Raw genomic sequence first — 17539 nt, 5'->3', positions numbered from 1 at the left:
CGCGCGGTAGGACAGCCGGCCGCCTATGCCTTTTCCTTGGTGACCGCCGCCTGCTTCAGCCGGCCGATCGCTTCCTTCACCGCCGGGTCGAGGCCGGCGCCGCCAGCATCGTGATGCGCATAGATCGTCTTGAGCATCCGCGGGTCCCAGAACTTCTTGATGTGCTCGGCGACGCCGGCGACCTCTTTCTCCTGCCCCTGGCTCTGGAAGAACTTGCCGATCTGGTTGGCCATGTAGACGAGGCGCTCGGAGGGGTTATGCGACATGGGTGTTGTCCGTCTGTGTTGATCGCGCGCCGGTCTCGGCGCTCGCGACGATCCGGTCGGGATGGGTGAAGATTTCGAAGCCGTCGTTGCGGGCCACCGCAATCAGCGTGATCCCCGCGGACTCGGCCATGCGGATGGCGAGCGCGGTCGGTGCTGACACTGCGACCAGAACGGGGGCGCCCATAGCCGCGGCCTTCTGCACCAGCTCGACGGAGACGCGGCTCGTCATGAGCACGATGCCTTCGGTCGCAATGCTTCGCGCCTGCGCGAGGTGGCCGGCGAGCTTGTCGAGCGCATTGTGGCGGCCGACATCCTCGCGGAGCGCAACGATGCCGCGCGCCGGCGTCCAGAACGCCGCGGCGTGCACGGCGCGGGTCTCGCGATTGAGCTTCTGCAGCGGCTCGATCGCGGCGAGCGCGGTCATGACGTCGCGCGGCGCGAAGCGCCGGCCCGCGGGCACGCGCGCCACCGGCCGCACCGCTTCCGCGATGGAGTCGATGCCGCACAGTCCGCAGCCGGTGGGACCGGCGAGGCTGCGGCGGCGCTCTGCCATGCGCGCAGCAAGCTCCGGCGGCAGCCACATCCTGAGCTCGATGCCGTCGGTGAGCTCGACGACATCGAGCGAGATGATGTCGTCGCGGCTGGCGATGATGCCCTCGTTGAGGCTGAAGCCGATGGCGAAGTCGGTGAGATCCTGCGGGGTCGCCATCATGACGGCCTGGGTGCCGCCATTGTAGGTCAGCGCGACCGCGGTCTCCTCCGGCACGCGGCGGTGGCCCTCGGTGAGGGCTCCGTCGCGCCAGACCAGACGATCCGCGATGCGCACTGCATCGGTCATGCTACTCCGCCGCCTCCACGATCGGGGCGATGCGACGCGAGTTGCGGGCCTGCTCGTCATAGGCCTTCTGCCAGTCCGACGGTCCGTTGGACTGCGACACCTGCACCGCCGTGACCTTGTACTCCGGACAGTTGGTCGCCCAGTCCGAATAGTCTGTCGTGATGACGTTGGCCTGGGTCAGCGGGTGGTGGAAGGTGGTGTAGACCACCCCCGGCGCCACGCGCTCGGAGATCAGCGCATGCAGCGTGGTCTCGCCGGCGCGGCTGGTCAGCCGCACCCAGTCGCCGTCGCGGATGCCGCGCTGCTCGGCGTCGTGCGGATGGATCTCCAGCACGTCCTCGCCATGCCACACCACGTTGTCGGTGCGCCTTGTCTGAGCGCCGACATTGTACTGCGACAGAATGCGGCCGGTGGTCAGCAGCAGCGGGAAGCGCGGGCCGGTGCGCTCGTCGGTCGCGACATACTCGGTGACCACGAACTTGCCCTTGCCGCGGACGAAGCCGTCGACATGCATGATCGGCGAGCCCTCGGGGAACTTCTCGTTGCAGGGCCACTGCACCGAGCCCATTTCCTCGAGCTTCTGGTAGGAAACGCCGGCAAAGGTCGGCGTCAGCGCCGCGATCTCGTCCATGATCTCGGACGGATGGTTGTACTTCATCTCGAAGCCCATCGCCTTGGCGAGACCGATCGTGACCTCCCAATCGGCGAGGCCGTTGCGCGGGCTCATCACCTTGCGCACGCGCTGGATGCGGCGCTCGGCGTTGGTGAAGGTGCCGTCCTTCTCCAGGAAGGTCGAGCCGGGCAGGAACACGTGGGCGTAGTTGGCGGTCTCGTTCAGGAACAGGTCCTGGACGATGACGCATTCCATCGACGACAGCGCCTGCACCACATGCGTGGTGTTGGGATCCGACTGCAGGATGTCCTCGCCCTGCACGTAGAGGCCCATGAAGGTGCCTTCGATCGCGGAGTCGAACATGTTGGGGATGCGCAGGCCCGGCTCAGGGTTGAGCTTGACGTTCCACATCGCCTCGAACTGGTCGCGCACGGCGTCGCCCGAGATGTGCCGGTAGCCCGGCAGCTCGTGCGGGAACGAGCCCATGTCGCACGAGCCCTGCACGTTGTTCTGGCCACGCAGCGGGTTCACACCGACGCCGCGGCGGCCGATATTGCCGGTCGCCATCGCGAGGTTGGCGATCGCGATCACCGTGGTCGAGCCCTGGCTGTGCTCGGTCACGCCGAGGCCGTAATAGATCGCGCCGTTGCCGCCCTTGGCGTAGAGCCGGGCCGCGCCGCGGATCGCTTCCGGGTCCACGCCGGAAATGCTGGCGATCGCCTCGGGGCTGTTCTTCTCGAGCGCGACGAACTCGGCCCAGTCCTGGAACTCGCTCCAGTCGCAGCGCTCGCGCACGAAGGTCTCGTTGACGAGGCCTTCGGTGACGATGACATGCGCCAGCGCGGTCAGGATGGCGACGTTGGTGCCGGGCAGCAGTGGCAGATGATAGTCCGCCTTGATGTGCGCTGACTTCACGAGGTCGATCTTGCGCGGATCGACGACGATCAGCTTGGCGCCCTCGCGCAGCCGCTTCTTCATGCGCGAGCCGAACACCGGATGCGCGTCGGTCGGGTTGGCGCCGATCACCATGATGACGTCGCTGTCCTCGACCGAGTCGAAGTCCTGGGTGCCGGCGGAGGTGCCGAAGGTGGTGGCAAGGCCGTAGCCGGTCGGCGAGTGGCAGACGCGGGCGCAGGTGTCGACATTGTTGTTGCCGAAGCCGGCGCGGATCAGCTTTTGCACCAGATAGGTCTCTTCGTTGGTGCAGCGGGACGAGGTGATGCCGCCGATCGAGTCGCGGCCATGCTTTGCCTGGATGCCTCGCAGTTTGTCGGCTGCGAACTTGAAGGCCTCGTCGTAGGAGACCTCGCGCCAGGGCTGGTCGATGGTCTCGCGGATCATCGGCTTGAGGATGCGCTCCTTGTGGGTCGCGTAGCCATAGGCGAAGCGGCCCTTGACGCAGGAATGGCCGCGATTGGCCTTGCCGTCCTTGTAGGGCATCATGCGCACGACTTCTTCGCCGCGCATCTCGGCCTTGAAGGTGCAGCCGACGCCGCAATAGGCGCAGGTGGTGACGGCGGAATGCTCGGGCTGGCCGATCTCGATCACGCTCTTCTCGGTCAGGGTCGCGGTCGGGCAGGCCTGCACGCAGGCGCCGCAGGACACGCATTCCGAGCCGAGGAAGCTCTCGCTCATGCCCGGCGACACCCGGCTGTCGAAGCCGCGGCCGGAGATGGTCAGCGCGAACGTGCCTTGCACCTCCTCGCAGGCGCGGACGCAGCGCGAGCAGACGATGCACTTGGAGGGATCGTAGGTGAAATAGGGGTTCGATTCGTCCTTCGGCAGCCAGGCAGGATTGGCCTCGCCGCAGGCGTCGGCGAACACGTGGTTCTCACCCTGGTTGCCGTAGCGGACGTCGCGCAGGCCGACCGCGCCGGCCATGTCCTGCAGCTCGCAATCGCCATTCGCGGCGCAGGTCAGACAGTCGAGCGGATGGTCGGAGATGTAGAGCTCCATCACGCCCTTGCGCAGCTTCTTCAGCCGCTCGGTCTGGGTGTGGACGACGAGGCCCGCGGCCACCGGCGTGGTGCAGGAGGCCGGCGTGCCGGCACGGCCCTCGACCTCGACGAGGCAGAGGCGGCAGGAGCCGAACGCATCGACCATGTCGGTCGCGCACAGCTTCGGGATCTGCGTGCCGGCCTCCATGGCCGCGCGCATGATCGAGGTGCCTTCGGGAACGGTGATGCTCTGACCGTCGATGGTGAGCGTGACCATCGTCTCGGACTTGGAGCGGGGCGTGCCGTAATCGGTTTCGTGGATGAGCGACATGGTCGGTGTCCTTTCCCGATAGCCTATTCCGCGGCCTGCAGGCGCGGCTGCTGGGGTCCGAAATCTTCGCGGAAGTGCCTGAGCGCTGATAGCACAGGGTAGGGCGTGAAGCCGCCAAGTGCGCACAGCGAGCCGAGCTTCATAGTGCCGCAGAGGTCCTCGACCAGAGCGATATTCTCGGCGACGCGCTCGCCGCGGCGGATCTTGTCGATGGTCTCGGCGCCGCGGGTCGAGCCGATGCGGCACGGCGTGCACTTGCCGCAGGATTCGATGGCGCAGAACTCCATCGCGAAGCGTGCCTGCTTCGACATGTCGACGGTGTCGTCGAACACGACGATGCCGCCATGGCCGATCAGGCCGTCCTTGGCCGCGAACGCCTCGTAGTCGAACGGCGTGTCGAACAGCGCACGCGGGAAGTAGGCGCCGAGCGGCCCGCCGACCTGCACCGCGCGGACAGGGCGGCCAGTGAGGGTGCCGCCGCCGACGTCGTCGACGAGTTCGCCCAGCGTGATGCCGAACGCGGTCTCGAACAGCCCGCCGAACTTGACGTTGCCGGCGATCTGGATCGGCATCGTGCCGCGCGAGCGCCCCATGCCGAAATCGGCATAGGCCTTGGCGCCTTCATTGAGGATGAAGGGGATCGCGGCGAACGATAGCAGGTTGTTGACCACGGTCGGCTTGCCGAACAGCCCATGATGGGCGGGCAGCGGCGGCTTGGCGCGAACCAGTCCGCGCTTGCCTTCGAGGCTTTCCATCAGCGCGGTCTCTTCGCCGCAAACATAGGCGCCGGCGCCGGTGCGCACCTCGAGATCAAAGGTGTGGTTGGAGCCGGCGATCTTGTCGCCGAGCAGGCCGGCCTTCCGGGCGATGTCGATCGCCTTGGTCATGGTGGCGATCGCGTGCGGATATTCGGAGCGCGTGTAGATGTAGCCCTTGGTGGCGCCCACCGCGATGCCGCAGATGGTCATGCCTTCGATCAGCACGAAGGGATCGCCTTCCATCAGCATACGGTCGGCGAAGGTGCCGCTGTCGCCCTCGTCGGCATTGCAGATGACGTATTTGCGGTCGGCCGCCGTCTGCGCCACCGTCTTCCACTTGATGCCGGTCGGGAAGCCGGCGCCGCCGCGGCCGCGCAGGCCCGACGTCGTGACCTCGGCAATGACCGCATCCGGCGACAGCGTCAGCGCGCGCGTCAGGCCCTTGTAGCCGCCATGGGCGCGATAGTCCTCGAGTGACAGCGGATCGACGATGCCGCAGCGGGCGAAGGTGAGGCGGGTCTGCCGCTTCAGCCACGGGATCTCCTCGGTCAGGCCGAGCGAGAGCTTGTGCGACTTGTCGGCGATGATGGCGTCGAGCAGCGACGGCACGTCGTCGGCTGTCACCGGACCGAAGCCGAAGCGGCCCTGCGCCGTCTCCAGTTCGACCAGCGGCTCCAGCCAGTACAACCCACGCGAGCCGTTGCGGACGATTTCGATGTCGACATTGCGCTCCAGCGCCGCCTTGTGCAGCGCCTGCGCGACCTCATCGGCGCCGACAGCGAGCGCGCCGGCATCACACGGGACAAAAAGACGCACGCTCATCGCTGGGCCTCCGAGACGAGAGCATCGATCCGGGCTTCGTCGAGCCGGCCGACCAGGCGTCCATCGAGCATGGCCGACGGCGCGGTTGCGCACAGGCCGAGACAGTAGATCGGCTCGAGCGTGACGCGCTCGTCAGCCGTGGTGTTGCCGAGGGCGACGCCGAGCTTGGCCTCGGCGCGCGCCGCGAGCGCATCACCGCCGGCGGCCTGGCAGGCTTCGGCGCGGCACAGCTTCAGCACGTGACGACCGGCCTTCTTGGCGCGGAAATCATGGTAGAACGTGAACACGCCGTAAACCTCGGCGCGCGACAGGTTCAGGGCGGACGCGATCATCGGAATGGCATCCTCCGGCACGTAGCCGAACGTCTCCTGCAACGCATGGAGGATGGGCAAGGTTGCGCCCTCCATGCTGCTATGTTCGGCGATGATCTCGGCGCCGCGCGCCGCGTCCCAACTTTCGTACACCGGCGTCATCCTGGTCCCGATTCTGCGTTGCAAGCGTTTCGCACATCCAAATTGGAATTGCTCGAGATATCAATAAAGCAGTCCCGTGCTGCGATAGCGAAACGCAATCGAGAGATAGCTAGAAGTTGACGAAAAACAGGCGTTCGCGCGACAGGGCTGCGGCGTGTTTTACCATGTCGGCGCCCCCCTCGTCGTGATAGGGTTTCACCATGGCTGGCAACGCCGAAAACGTGCGGAACCGGGCCGTTCAACCGCTGGAAGGCCGACCTCTTGATCGACAAGCTCGAACTGCTGCTGGCGTTGGCCAAGGAGCGTCATTTTGGCCGGGCGGCGGAGGCGTGCGGTGTCACCCAGCCGACCATGTCGACCAGCATCAAGCAGCTGGAGGAGATCCTCGGCGTCATGCTGGTGCAGCGGGGATCGCGGTTCCAGGGGTTCACGCCCGAAGGCGAGCGAACGCTGGATTGGGCGCGCCGGATCGTCGGCGACTTCCGGGCGATGCGCCAGGAGATCAACGGCCTCAAGGACAAGCTGTCGGGCGAGATCCGCATCGCGGCGGTGCCGACCGTGCTCGGCATGGTGGCCTCGCTGACGACGCCGTTCCGCGCCAAGCATCCGGAGGTCCGGTTCCGCATCATGTCGTGCACGTCGGCCGACGTGCTCGGCCTCTTGGAGAATCTCGAGGTCGATGCCGGCCTGACCTACATCGAGAACGAGCCGATCGGCCGTGTCCGCACCATCCCGCTCTACAACGAAAGCTACCGCCTGCTGACCGCGCCCGACGCGATGTTCGGCGATCGCGAGCAGGTGACTTGGCAGGAGGTCGGGCAGGTGCCGCTGTGCCTGCTGACGCCGGACATGCAGAACCGCCGCATCATCGACCGCGCGCTGCGCGCCGCCGGTAACGACGTCACGCCAACGCTCACCTCGAACTCGCTGCTCGTGCTCTACACCCATGTGAAGACCGGCCGCTGGGCCAGTGTCATGCCGGCCAAGCTTGCCGAGACGCTCGGCCTCGCCGACAAGGTGCGCTCGATCCCGATCATCGATCCCGTGATCAACTACCAGATCGGCCTCGTCATCCCGCAGCGTGACCCGATGACGCCGCTGATCGCAGCCCTGGTGCAGGTCGCGCGCGAGGTCGCACCGAGCCTGCAGGCGTGAGGCGCATGTCCGGCAGCTGAGTTGCCGCTGACGCCGTGTCTCACCACCGGCGGTGAACAATGGCCTGGATTGCGCTCGCCATGATGGCGCAAATTGTCTCCTCTCGTCATTGCGAGCGCAACGAGGCAATCAGGTTGCTGCCGTGGCGACGGTCGGCGTCGTCACCGACCTCGCTGGCGTCATCGGCAGACTTCGGGCTCTCATGCGGTTGGGGAACCCTGACCTTGCGCGCGGCGCGTGGTCTTCAGCTCATAATGCGCGGCATGGCTGTCATAGCGGCTGAGCAGCTTCCGCGCCGCGGGCGGCACCACCGCCGTGTCATGCGCTGGACCCGCAAAGCGAACCACCGCCGCCTGATCGACGAAGGTCATGATCGTCACGAATTCGACCTCGGCCTCCAGCGGTCTGCGCAGCAGCTCGATGCCTAGAAATCCTTCGATTGCCTGATCCACAATGGCCGGAAAGATTGTCGACCTCAGCAGCTCCTCATAGGCATCGGCATCCGTTGCCCTGGTCCAGCCGCGCCATATACGCTTCAGCATCTGATCGTCCTCCGTCGTGACGATGTTCACCCGAGAACTCGCACAGGCCGGTGGCAGTGCACTTGGTCAAAATTGCGCTTTCTGCGACCGATGTGTCAGACAGCCACCATCGTTCCGGGGCAAGACCTATAGGCCTTGAACCCGGAATCCGCCGTCCCGAACCATATGGAGATTCCAGCTTCCATCGTCAGCGAGGCCGCTTCGCGCCCTCCCGTTGACGCCCCCCGAATTGAGGGTGATCGTGGCGTGGCAGGACTAATAGCCCGCAAACCTCTCCCGCATCACTTTCTCCTCCTGCCGGATGCGCAAGACGAGCGGCACGGCATAGATGGTCATGCCGACCACGAGCGTGACATAGGCGTGCAGCGTCAGGGCGTAGCCGATCAGCTCGGGCAGGATGTTGAGGAAGTAGTTGGGATGGCGGACCATCCGGAACAGCGGATGCGTCACCAGCGCATGGTCCCGCGCGATCATCAGCTTGACGGTCCAAAACCGGCCGAGCAGCCGTGACACCACGAACAGCATCACCGCACCGAACAGATAGATCACGAACCCCGTGATGCTGACGGCGTCGACCGGGGCGTCGCGGACAAGGCCCTCGGTCGTCGCGGCGAGGTAGAAGGCGACATGGGCGATCGCAAGCCAGCGCGAAACCGATGCTCCGTATTCGGTCGCGCCGTTGGCGCGCAGCCGCTTCTCGTTGCGGATCGAGACGGCGAGCATGGCAAAACGATAGGCAAAGGCGGCGACAATGAAGGCGATGATCACGCTCGGCACTCCAGATTTCGGAGCGATTGCCTTAGTTGCCGATGCGCAGGTGCGTCAATACCACATTCTGCTAATGTTGCTTACTAAGTGCGAGGCCGATGTCAGCGCACGCGGCGAAAAGGGCAGCTGATTGCAGACCTTGGGCGTCATGTACCGCGAGAGGTTGCTGGGACGACAGCGGTCTGTGTCGATGCAGCCGTGCACGACGACGTTTTTGTAGCTGGCGTAGGGTGGGCAAAGAGCCGCCCGCAGGGCGGCGCGTGCCCACCGTCTGCGTCGCGAACATCGGTGGGCACGGCGCGCGAGAGAGCACAGCTCAACGCGCGTCTCGCGGGCGCGCCTTTGCCCGCCCTACGGCACCACGCACGCAACTCATGCCGCGACGGAGATGCTCGCTGTTGCCTTATGGGCGTCGCGGGGCAGGGTGACGCGGACCACGGTGCCGAACTCCAGCCGCGAGCGCAGCCGCATCGAGCCGCCGTGCAGCTGGGCCAGCGAGCGGGCGATCGCGAGCCCCAGGCCGGAGCCGTGATAGGTCTTGGTCATCTGGCTCTCGACCTGCTCGAACGGTCGGCCGAGCCGCGCCAGCGACTGGGCGGGGATGCCGATGCCGGTGTCGGCGATGATGAGCACGACCTTGTCCTCGAACACGCGGCTGCGCATCGTGACCCGGCCGCCTTCGGGAGTGAACTTCACCGCGTTGGACAGCAGGTTGACCATGATCTGCTTGGTGGCGCGGCGGTCGGCGACGACGGGGATGCTGCCTCCGATGTCGGCGTCGAGCACCAGGCTCTTGTCCTGGGCGCGGCCGGAGACGACGCGCAGGGATTCGGCCAGCGTCTTGGCGAGGTCCAGCGGCTCCATGTCGAGCTTCATGCGGCCGGCCTCGATCTTCGACATGTCGAGGATGTCGTTGATTACTTCGAGCAGATACTGACCAGAGGTCAGGATGTCGTGGCAGTACTCCTGATACTTCTCTGAGCCGAGCGAGCCGAACATGCCGCTGCCCATGATCTCGGAGAAGCCGATGATGGCGTTGAGCGGCGTGCGCAGCTCGTGGCTCATGTTGGCGAGGAATTTCGACTTGGTCTGGTTGGCTTCCTCGGCGCGGGTCTTTTCCTGCGAGTACTTCTCGGCGAGGTCGGCGAGCTCGATCGCCTGGCGCTCCAGCGCGCTCTGCGAGCGCTGCAGGTCGATCACGGTGGCGCGCAGGCGCAGGTCGTTGTCGACGAGCTTCTGCTCGTGCTCCTTGATGCGGGTGATGTCGGTGCCGACCGAGACGTAGCCGCCGTCCTTGGTGCGGCGCTCGGAGATGTGCAGCCAGCTGCCGTCGTCGAGCTGGGCCTCGAAGGTGCGCCCGCCCGGCGCCTGCTGGCTGTGGTCGTGCAGCCGGGTGCGGATCTCCGGCATCTTGCCGACCTCGATGACGGTCTCGTAGGAGGTGCCGGGGATCACGGCGGAGTCCGGCAGCTTGTGCAGCTTCTGGAAATGCGAGTTGCACAGCACGAGCCGGTTGTTGGCGTCCCACAGCACGAAGGCTTCCGAGATCGTCTCGATCGCGTCCCGCAGGCGGAGGTCTGCCTCGACGGTCTTCTCGACCAGGCTCTTCTGCTCGGTGACGTCGACCGCGATGCCGATCAGGTGCAGGCCGGAGTCGGAGGTGCCCTGGCTGAGCTCGCAACGGACCCGGAGCCAGATCCAGTGGCCCTCGGTGTGGCGCATCCGGAAGCTCTGGTCGATCTGGTGGATGCCGCCGGCGACGAGCTGGTCGGCGATCGCGAACAGGTCGATGTCGTCCGAGTTCACCAGCGCGTTGACCTCGCCGAAGGTGAGGAGGTCGGTGCGGTTTTCGAGGCCGAGCATCGCGAACATCGAGTTCGACCAGAAGATGCGCCCGCGCGACAGGTCCCAGTCCCACAGCCCGCAGCGGCCGCGGTTGAGCGCGGTGTCGATGCGGCCACGCACCGCGTCGTTGATCAGGTCGCCCTCGCGGGCGCGCGTCGACTGCCAGTGGAAGGCGAAGCCCAGGATCAGCACGACGAAGCCCGTCGTCGCCGACAAGGTCACGGAGAGCGCGGCGTCCGAGCCCCAGATCGGCTCGAGCTTCTCCTGGATCACGACGACGCGGCCGGGCAGCGCCTTGATCAACTGTGACACCGCGAAGGCCGGACGGCCGTTCGGCAAGGTGATCTCGGTGACCGCGCCCTGCAGGCCGGGCGTGGCCAAGAGCTGCGCGGTCGAGATCAGATCGAGGATGCGGTCGTTCTCGCCGAGCGCTGCGTCGACCGGAACCCGGGCCAGGATGCGGTGGTCGGCGCCGGTGACGATCACGTGGCGTCCGGCCGCCGCTCCCCAGGCGGGGATCAGGTCGGGCAGCAGGCTCTGCAGATGCTCGATGTGGGCGATGCGGTCCGGGCGCATCGCCAGATGACCGATGCGGTCGGCGAGCAGGTCGGAGATCGCGGCCAGGTCGCGCTTGGTCGCGCCGCGCTTCTGACGGCTCTGGTCGAGCACCTGGACGAAGGCGCCGAGACAGATGGTGACGAGAAAGGCGATGATCAAAGTAGGGACAGCACGACGCAATACCGGCTCAGCAGTCAGTAGCCTTTGATAGGCCGGTTTCGCGATCGATTGCGCCAACCCTTTGATGGAATCAGAAGATTGGACGCACGCGTTCGCGGCATGCGCACGCGCCATGCTGAAGACCCCCGAAACTTCTTGGATACCCGAATTTCGAAAGAGCCCCAGCCGCTTCCGAATCAAGTTGATTTGAATCCAGATTTGTCGGGCTGTCGAGAGTCAACGATTTGGCAAAAGCTAATAAATCTTATCCAATGCGGAATTGCCATGGCGAAAGGCCGGCAGAGTGAGTCCGAAGCGGGAACGCAGCATGACTTTCATGCTTCAGCCGTGCGGCGGCTCGGCGTGACTGATGACGCGCTTGACGCTCGGGAAGGCGCGACGCACCCCGCGCTCGATGTGGTCGACATTGTCGTGCACCTTCAGCACGCTCATCGACGGCGCGGCGCGGCAGTGGAAGTTGACGATCTCGCCGGCCTCGGTGTTGCGGACGCGGACATTGTGTACGTCGTACATGTCGGTCTCGGCGGCGAGGCGCTGCAGGGCCTCGGCGATCTCGGCGATCCGCTGCGCTGGCGCATCGACGCCGAATGGCAGCTCGGGCTCGAGCGGCTCGATATGGGTGTCGACCTCGACGTCGGCGCCGAATTCGGCGCGGATGCTGCGTTCCAGCTCGTGCGCGATGGCATGCGCTCCGAACAGGCTCATGTCGCCGTCGACCTCGAGGTCGATCGCGACGATCAGGCGGCCACCGACGTCATGGACGGTGACGTGATGGATCGCGAGGCCGGAATTGCGCGCGATCACCATGATGCGCTCGCGGACGCTCTCGTTGCTGAGCGCGACCGGCACCGTCGTGAAGGTGACGTCGGCGCCGGACAGGCTGGCATCGACCGCGGCCTGCGCATCGCGCTTGATCTCGTGCACGCGGTCGATCGGGTAGGTGCGCGGCACCTGCACCGTGGCGTCGACGAAATGCGTCGCGCCGACGAGCCGGACCCGTAGCCGCTCGACATCGACGACGCCATTGATCGAACGGATCGCGGCGCGCGCCTTCTCGGCCGCACCCTCTGGCGCGCGGTCGAGCAGTGTTTCTACGGTGGAGCGCGCCAGCCGCAGGCCGAGCACGGAGATCATCAGGGCGACCGCGACCGCGGCGGCGGAATCCCCCCACCAGAACCCGAGCGCGGTGAGGACGAGGCCGGCGATGACGGCGATCGAGCCGAGCACGTCGGAGGCGAAATGCAGCGCGTCGGCGGCGAGCGCCTGGCTGTGGGTCTCGTGCGCGGCGCGGTGCAGCGCGCGGGCGCGCCAGAAGTTGACGGCGATGTCGACCAGCAGCACCACGAACGGAATCGCCGACAGCGACGGCGGCGCCGCCGCCTCGCGCAGCCGGCTGACGGATTCCACCAGCACGCCGCCGGCCAGCACGTAGAGCAGGGCGATGACGCCGAGCGCCGATAGGCTCTCCAGCTTGCCGTGGCCGTAATGATGCTCGTCGTCGGCCGGCCGGTCCGATACCCGAACCACCATCCAGGTGATCACGGTGGCGACGACGTCGACGGCGCTGTGCAGTGCCTCGGAGACGAGCGCGAGACTGCCGATCAGGATGCCGACGATGAACTTCGCCGCGGCCATGCTGGCGCTCGCCGCGATCGAGATCGCGGCGACACGGGTTTTCCCGGAATCGATATGGGAGGCGGCGTCTCTCATGGCGGCGGATGTAGCAGCCGAGGCCGCACCATGAAAGCCAGGATCGCGCGGTCCATGGGCGTGGACCGTGCGCTGTTTCGAGTGCTTCTAAATCTCAGAAGCTTGCGTTCACAAGGTCACCACGATCTTGCCGAGATGCTTGTTCGCCTCCATGTGCGCGAACGCCGCGCCAATGTCGTCGAAGGCGAAGACGCGGTCGATCGGCAGCCGCAGCGTGCGCTGCTCGACCGCACTCCAGATGTCCTTTTTCACCTCGTCGAAGATCGTACGGATCTCCTCGATCGAACGGGTGCGGAAGGTGACGCCGACATAGGTGATGCGGCGCGCCGCGTGCAGGTCGAAGTTGAAGTCGGCATGGGTGCCGCCGAGCCGGCCGACATTGACGATGCGGCCGAGGACCTTGGTCGCGGCGAGGTTCTGATTGGCGACCTTGCCCGACACCTGGTCGATGATCAGATCGACGCCCTCGCCGTTGGTCGCCTGCAGCACCTGATCGACCCAGGCGGGATCGCTGGAGTCGATGGCGAGATCGGCGCCGAACTCGTTGAGCCGTTGGCGGCGCATCGCATCGGTCGAGGAGCCCACCACCAGGGAGGCGCCCTTGAGCTTTGCGATCTGCATCGCCATCAGGCCGACGCCGGAGCTCGCGCCCTGCACCAGCACGCGCTGGCCCGGCTGCAAAGCGCCGTTGGTGATGACGGCGTTGTGCATCGTGGTCAGCGCGATCGGGAGCGTGGCAGCCTCGTCGAAGTTCATGTTCGACGGCGCGTGGAACAGGCGGCCATGGTCGGCAAGGGTGTATTCGGCGAACGCCGCGCTGCCCGAGCCCATGACCTTGTCGCCGATCTTGACGCCCCTGGCGTCGGGACCGAGCTCGGCGACCTCGCCGGCCCATTCCATGCCGAGCACCGTGCCGACGCCGCCGGCGACGCCATGCACATGCCCCTTTGTCATGCCGAGGTCGGCGCAATTGAGGCCGCAGGCGCGCACGCGCACCAGGACCTGCGTGCCCTTCGGTGCGGGCTTGGCGATATCGGTGATCGCGGCGCCCTGGGCGCCATACACATAGGCTTTCATCGCGAGGATCCTGTCGGGTCGGCATGAGCGGCGACCTTACTGTGCCGCTCCTCTCTGCGCACCGCCTAACAGGCGGCGCGCTGCTCCGACAAGACTCTCTCAGTCATGAACCGGTTCCGCTGACCGGGCTGGACGCGTCAGGCGGCGACCGGAGCTTCCGCTTCGTCGAAGGCGCTGGAGACGTCGCGCATGCTGATGACGCCGGCGAGCGCGAAGTCGACGATGACGGGGAGGTGGCGGATGTGATGCACGTTCATCAGGTGCCGCACGTGCTCGAGCGTATCCTCGGTGCTGCAGGAGATCAGCCGCTGCGGCGAGATCAACTGCGAGACCTTCAGGTTGACGCCGGCGGCGCCATGCTCGGCGATGGCGCGTACGACATCGCGTTCGGTGAACATGCCGGCCGCGGTGTTGCCTTCGGTGCGGACGACGTCCTTGACGACGAGGGCGCTGACATTGCTGGCGCGCATCAGCTGCGCCGCGACGCCGACGGTCTCGTTCATTCGCACCGTGATCACGCGCGCCGTCTTGTTGCGCAGGATGTCTCCGACTTTCATGGCACCCTCCCGTTTGTTGATAGTGAACGGAGGGAAGTCTGGTATACGTTATGCCAGAAGTCAATCGGGTTTGACGGCTTTTCGTGCGCTCGGCCACCGAAAAAACACGTCAGCGACACTGCCGGAGCTGCCGGATATGACGCGCCAGCGTCCTGCCCCGGCGCAAAAAAAGGAGGCGCACCGTGGTGCGCCTCCTGAAGTCGCGGGAAGAAACAGTGGCGTCACGCCATCCGGGCGTCCTGCGTCACCGGCTCGGTAACCGGCTCCTTGCCGAGGATGAAGGCGCGGCGCAGCGGCTTGATCACGAACAGCGCCATCAATGCGGCCGTCGCGTTCAGCCCGACGCCGATCACGAACACGGCCTGCCAGCCATATTTTGCGGAGACGAGGCTCGCGAGCGGGACCAGCAGCGAGGCGGTGCCCTTCGCGGTGTAGAGCATGCCGTTGTTGGTCGCGGCGTATTTGCTGCCGAACGTATCGCCCGAGGTCGCCGGAAACAGGCTGTAGATTTCGCCGAACACGCCGAAATAGACGGCGGTCGCGAGCACGAACACGATCGGGTTGTGCCCGTAGCTCGACAACGTCAGCAGCATCAAAGCGGCCGTGCCGAAGGCAATGAACATGGTGTGCTCGCGACCGATCGTGTCGGAGATCCAGCCGAACACAGGGCGGCCGAAGCCGTCGAAGATTCGATCGAGCGAGATCGCAAACGTCAGCGCCGCCATCTGGAAGCCGGCGAGCGTCACCGGCTCGTTGGCGATCTTGAAGTCGTGGGCGATCGGGGCGATCTGGGCGGCGGTCATCAGGCCGCCCGAGGCCACCATGACGAACACCAGATACATGATCCAGAAGATCGGCGTGCGCAGCACCTGCGGCGGCGTGTAGTCGATCTTGCTCTGCGGCAGATTGAGCTGCTTCTTGCGGGTCGGCGCCGCAACCGTCGGCGGCCGCAGGAAGATCGCGAGCACGAACACGACCAGCCCCTGGCCGATGCCGAAGGTGAAGAAGGCGCTCTGATAGCCGCTCGAGGCGATCATGCTGGCGATCGGCACCACGGTCAGCGCGGCACCGGCGCCGAAGCCCGCGGCGGTGGCACCCGCGGCGAGGCCGCGGCGGTCGGGAAACCATTTCAGCGCATTGCCGACGCAGGTGCCGTACACTGCGCCCGCGCCGATGCCGCCGATGACGGCGCCGGCGTAGAGCAGGGTGAGCGAGTCGGCGTAGGAGTTCAGCATCCAGGCTAGCGAGATCATGACGCCGCCGAACATGATGACGACGCGCGGACCGTATTTGTCGACGAACCAGGCCTCGACCGGCACGAGCCAGGTTTCGGTGACGACGAAGATCGTGAAGGCCAGCTGGATCGCCGTGCGACCCCAGTGAAACTTCGCGTCGATCGGATCGACGAACAGCGTCCAGCCATATTGCAGGTTGGCGATCATCGCCATGCAGACGATGCCCATTGCGAGCTGGATCCAGCGGAAGCCGCTGGACTGTGCCTGGACAGGCGGTGTTGCCTCTGTGCTGGAAACCATGTGTCCTCCCAAACGCGCTCTCTTGGAGGATGCCGCTGCAAGCGCGCTCCTCATCTGCGCACGGAACCATTCTGGTATAATATATTCCAGTCTGCAATATGGCCTGCGACACAGGGTGCGACATGTTGCTTTGCAGCGAGACCGAAATCGTCCGCCAAGCAAAAGAAAACGCTCGGCAAAATGCCGAGCGTCGTCAATCTGGACGCGTTTTTTATTTTTTTGTTGCAGCGCGAAGGGATGCGTCAGAGCGTCGATTTCTGCACCACGACCCTCCGCCAGGGCTTGAGCACCGCGATCGCGAGGATCGATGCCAGGATGTTGGCGCCGGCCGCGATGATGAAGACGCGATCCCAGTTGCCGCTCGATTGCTGCATGTAGTTCGCGATCGGCACCAGCAGCGCGGCCGTGCCCTTGGCGGTGTAGAGCAGGCCGGCATTGGTGGTGGCGAACTTGGTGCCGAACGTGTCGGTGCAGGTCGAGGGGAAGAGCGAGTAGATCTCACCCCAGGCGAAGAACACGAAGCCGGAGAGGATCACGAACCACACCGGATCATGGCCCAGCATGTACAGCGCCCAGATGCCGATGCCTTCCATGCCGAACGCGATGAACATCGTGTTCTCGCGGCCGATGTTGTCGGAGATCCAGCCGAAGAACGGACGCGTCAGGCCGTTCAGCACGCGGTCGATGGTGGCTGCGAAAGTCACCGCCGTCATGGTCATGCCGATCAGCGTCACCGGAATGTTGTCGACCTTCCAGTCGCCGGCGATCGGCTTGAGGTTGGCCGTCACCATCAGGCCGCCGGCGCCGACGATCACGAACATGAAGTACATCAGCCAGAAGATCGGCTGACGGATCACTTCGGTCGGGTTGTAGTTGCGACGGCTCTGCACCAGGTTCGTGTTCTGAGCAACGGCCGGCACCTGGCCTTCCTTGGGCGCGAACAGGAAGAAGGCGAGGATGACGATGATGATGCCCTGGCCGAGACCGAAATACAGGAAGGTGGTCTGAAAGCCGGAGTCGCGGATCATGGCCTGGATCGGCGCGACTGTCAGCGCCGAGCCGGCGCCGAAGCCGGCTGCCGTGATGCCTGCCGCGAGGCCGCGCTTATCGGGAAACCACTTCAGCGCGTTGCCGACGCAGGTGCCGTAGACGCCGCCGGCGCCGATGCCCGCGATGATCATGCCGAGATAGTAGCCGTTGAGCGAGGTGGCGTAGGCGTTGATCATCCAGCCGATCGCGCAGAGCACGCCGCCGACGAGCACGACGATGCGCGGGCCGTATTTGTCGACGAACCAGCCCTCGACCGGCACGAGCCAGGTTTCGAACAGCACGAACAGGGTGAAGGCCCACTGGATCGAGGCGCGATCCCAGCCGAACGTCTTGGCGATATCCGGGACGAAGAAGGTCCAGCCATATTGATAGTTGGCGATCATCACCATCGCCAGGACGCCAACCGCGAGCTGCGTCCAGCGATAGGCGTCGCTTACTCTTGCAGATGCGGGCGCCCCCGCGTGAGCCAAGTCCGTCATGTTTCCTCCAGGGCTGTCTATTTTTGTCCTAACAGCTATGCGGAG

Annotated in this window: 16 protein-coding genes; 3 read left to right on the top strand and 13 right to left on the bottom strand. The window is 65.6% G+C overall.

Going from position 1 to position 17539, the window contains the following annotated elements; all coding sequences use genetic code 11:
* Positions 1-23: 23 nt before the first annotated feature.
* The 5 genes from QX070_RS25010 to QX070_RS24990 are packed head-to-tail and all read right to left on the bottom strand — an operon-like array spanning position 24 to position 6038.
* Positions 24-266 (bottom strand): formate dehydrogenase subunit delta, encoded by a 243-nt coding sequence (locus QX070_RS25010; protein WP_315739826.1) that lies wholly within the window; start codon positions 264-266, stop codon positions 24-26.
* Entirely contained in the window at positions 256-1104 is an 849-nt protein-coding gene (gene fdhD / locus QX070_RS25005) for a formate dehydrogenase accessory sulfurtransferase FdhD (protein ID WP_315739825.1), read from the bottom strand. The genes QX070_RS25010 and fdhD overlap by 11 nt, the downstream gene beginning before the upstream one ends.
* 1 nt (position 1105) lies before the next feature.
* Positions 1106-3985, bottom strand: coding sequence for a formate dehydrogenase subunit alpha (gene fdhF / locus QX070_RS25000; protein WP_315739824.1), 2880 nt, complete (start codon positions 3983-3985; stop codon positions 1106-1108).
* Positions 3986-4008: 23 nt separating this feature from the next.
* Positions 4009-5565, bottom strand: a complete 1557-nt coding sequence (locus QX070_RS24995) for an NADH-quinone oxidoreductase subunit NuoF (protein WP_315739823.1) — start codon at positions 5563-5565, stop codon at positions 4009-4011.
* Positions 5562-6038, bottom strand: coding sequence for a formate dehydrogenase subunit gamma (locus QX070_RS24990; protein WP_315739931.1), 477 nt, complete (start codon positions 6036-6038; stop codon positions 5562-5564). Before QX070_RS24990 ends, QX070_RS24995 begins: the two co-directional genes overlap by 4 nt.
* 261 nt (positions 6039-6299) lie before the next feature.
* Here QX070_RS24990 and QX070_RS24985 point away from each other — a divergent pair, with 261 nt between their 5' ends.
* Positions 6300-7193, top strand: a complete 894-nt coding sequence (locus tag QX070_RS24985; RefSeq protein ID WP_315739822.1) for a LysR family transcriptional regulator — start codon at positions 6300-6302, stop codon at positions 7191-7193.
* 200 nt (positions 7194-7393) lie between these two features.
* Here the strand turns inward: QX070_RS24985 and QX070_RS24980 are convergent, their stop codons facing one another.
* A complete protein-coding gene (locus QX070_RS24980; protein ID WP_315739930.1) occupies positions 7394-7735 on the bottom strand; it encodes an antibiotic biosynthesis monooxygenase in 342 nt (113 codons plus the stop codon).
* 255 nt (positions 7736-7990) lie between these two features.
* Complete coding sequence (locus tag QX070_RS24975; RefSeq protein WP_315739821.1) at positions 7991-8503, bottom strand: isoprenylcysteine carboxyl methyltransferase family protein; 513 nt, start codon at positions 8501-8503, stop codon at positions 7991-7993.
* Between QX070_RS24975 and QX070_RS24970 the strand changes: the two genes are divergently transcribed.
* Positions 8487-8633, top strand: a complete 147-nt coding sequence (locus tag QX070_RS24970) for a hypothetical protein (RefSeq protein ID WP_315739820.1) — start codon at positions 8487-8489, stop codon at positions 8631-8633. The two genes, QX070_RS24975 and QX070_RS24970, sit on opposite strands and share 17 nt — an antisense overlap.
* A 242-nt stretch (positions 8634-8875) precedes the next feature.
* On the opposite strand, the gene QX070_RS24965 is transcribed toward QX070_RS24970, so the two are convergent.
* Both QX070_RS24965 and QX070_RS24960 read right to left on the bottom strand, forming a co-directional pair.
* The gene (locus QX070_RS24965; RefSeq protein WP_315739819.1) at positions 8876-11200 is read right to left on the bottom strand and encodes a PAS domain-containing sensor histidine kinase; all 2325 of its coding nucleotides are present in this window, start codon (positions 11198-11200) and stop codon (positions 8876-8878) included.
* Between the two features lie 207 nt (positions 11201-11407).
* Complete coding sequence (locus QX070_RS24960; RefSeq protein ID WP_315739818.1) at positions 11408-12721, bottom strand: cation diffusion facilitator family transporter; 1314 nt, start codon at positions 12719-12721, stop codon at positions 11408-11410.
* On the opposite strand from QX070_RS24960, the gene QX070_RS24955 reads away from it, so the two are divergent.
* Positions 12702-12830, top strand: coding sequence for a hypothetical protein (locus tag QX070_RS24955; protein WP_315739817.1), 129 nt, complete (start codon positions 12702-12704; stop codon positions 12828-12830). The genes QX070_RS24960 and QX070_RS24955 overlap by 20 nt on opposite strands.
* 74 nt (positions 12831-12904) lie before the next feature.
* Here QX070_RS24955 and QX070_RS24950 read toward each other — a convergent pair whose 3' ends face one another.
* The 4 genes from QX070_RS24950 to oxlT (QX070_RS24935) form a co-directional block, all read right to left on the bottom strand.
* Complete coding sequence (locus QX070_RS24950; protein ID WP_315739816.1) at positions 12905-13873, bottom strand: zinc-binding alcohol dehydrogenase family protein; 969 nt, start codon at positions 13871-13873, stop codon at positions 12905-12907.
* Positions 13874-14010: 137 nt separating this feature from the next.
* Positions 14011-14430 carry a CBS domain-containing protein gene (locus QX070_RS24945; protein ID WP_172114347.1) on the bottom strand — a complete coding sequence of 140 codons (420 nt, stop codon included), beginning with the start codon at positions 14428-14430 and terminating at the stop codon, positions 14011-14013.
* A 221-nt stretch (positions 14431-14651) separates the two neighbouring features.
* Complete coding sequence (gene oxlT / locus QX070_RS24940; RefSeq protein ID WP_315739815.1) at positions 14652-15965, bottom strand: oxalate/formate MFS antiporter; 1314 nt, start codon at positions 15963-15965, stop codon at positions 14652-14654.
* A gap of 242 nt (positions 15966-16207) precedes the next feature.
* Positions 16208-17494 (bottom strand): oxalate/formate MFS antiporter, encoded by a 1287-nt coding sequence (gene oxlT, locus QX070_RS24935; protein WP_315739814.1) that lies wholly within the window; start codon positions 17492-17494, stop codon positions 16208-16210.
* Positions 17495-17539: the final 45 nt, after the last annotated feature.

It is taken from the genome of Bradyrhizobium sp. SZCCHNR1093, assembly GCF_032381175.1.
Classification (GTDB): Bacteria; Pseudomonadota; Alphaproteobacteria; order Rhizobiales; family Xanthobacteraceae; genus Bradyrhizobium.
This window is presented reverse-complemented; position numbering and strand designations above follow the sequence as displayed.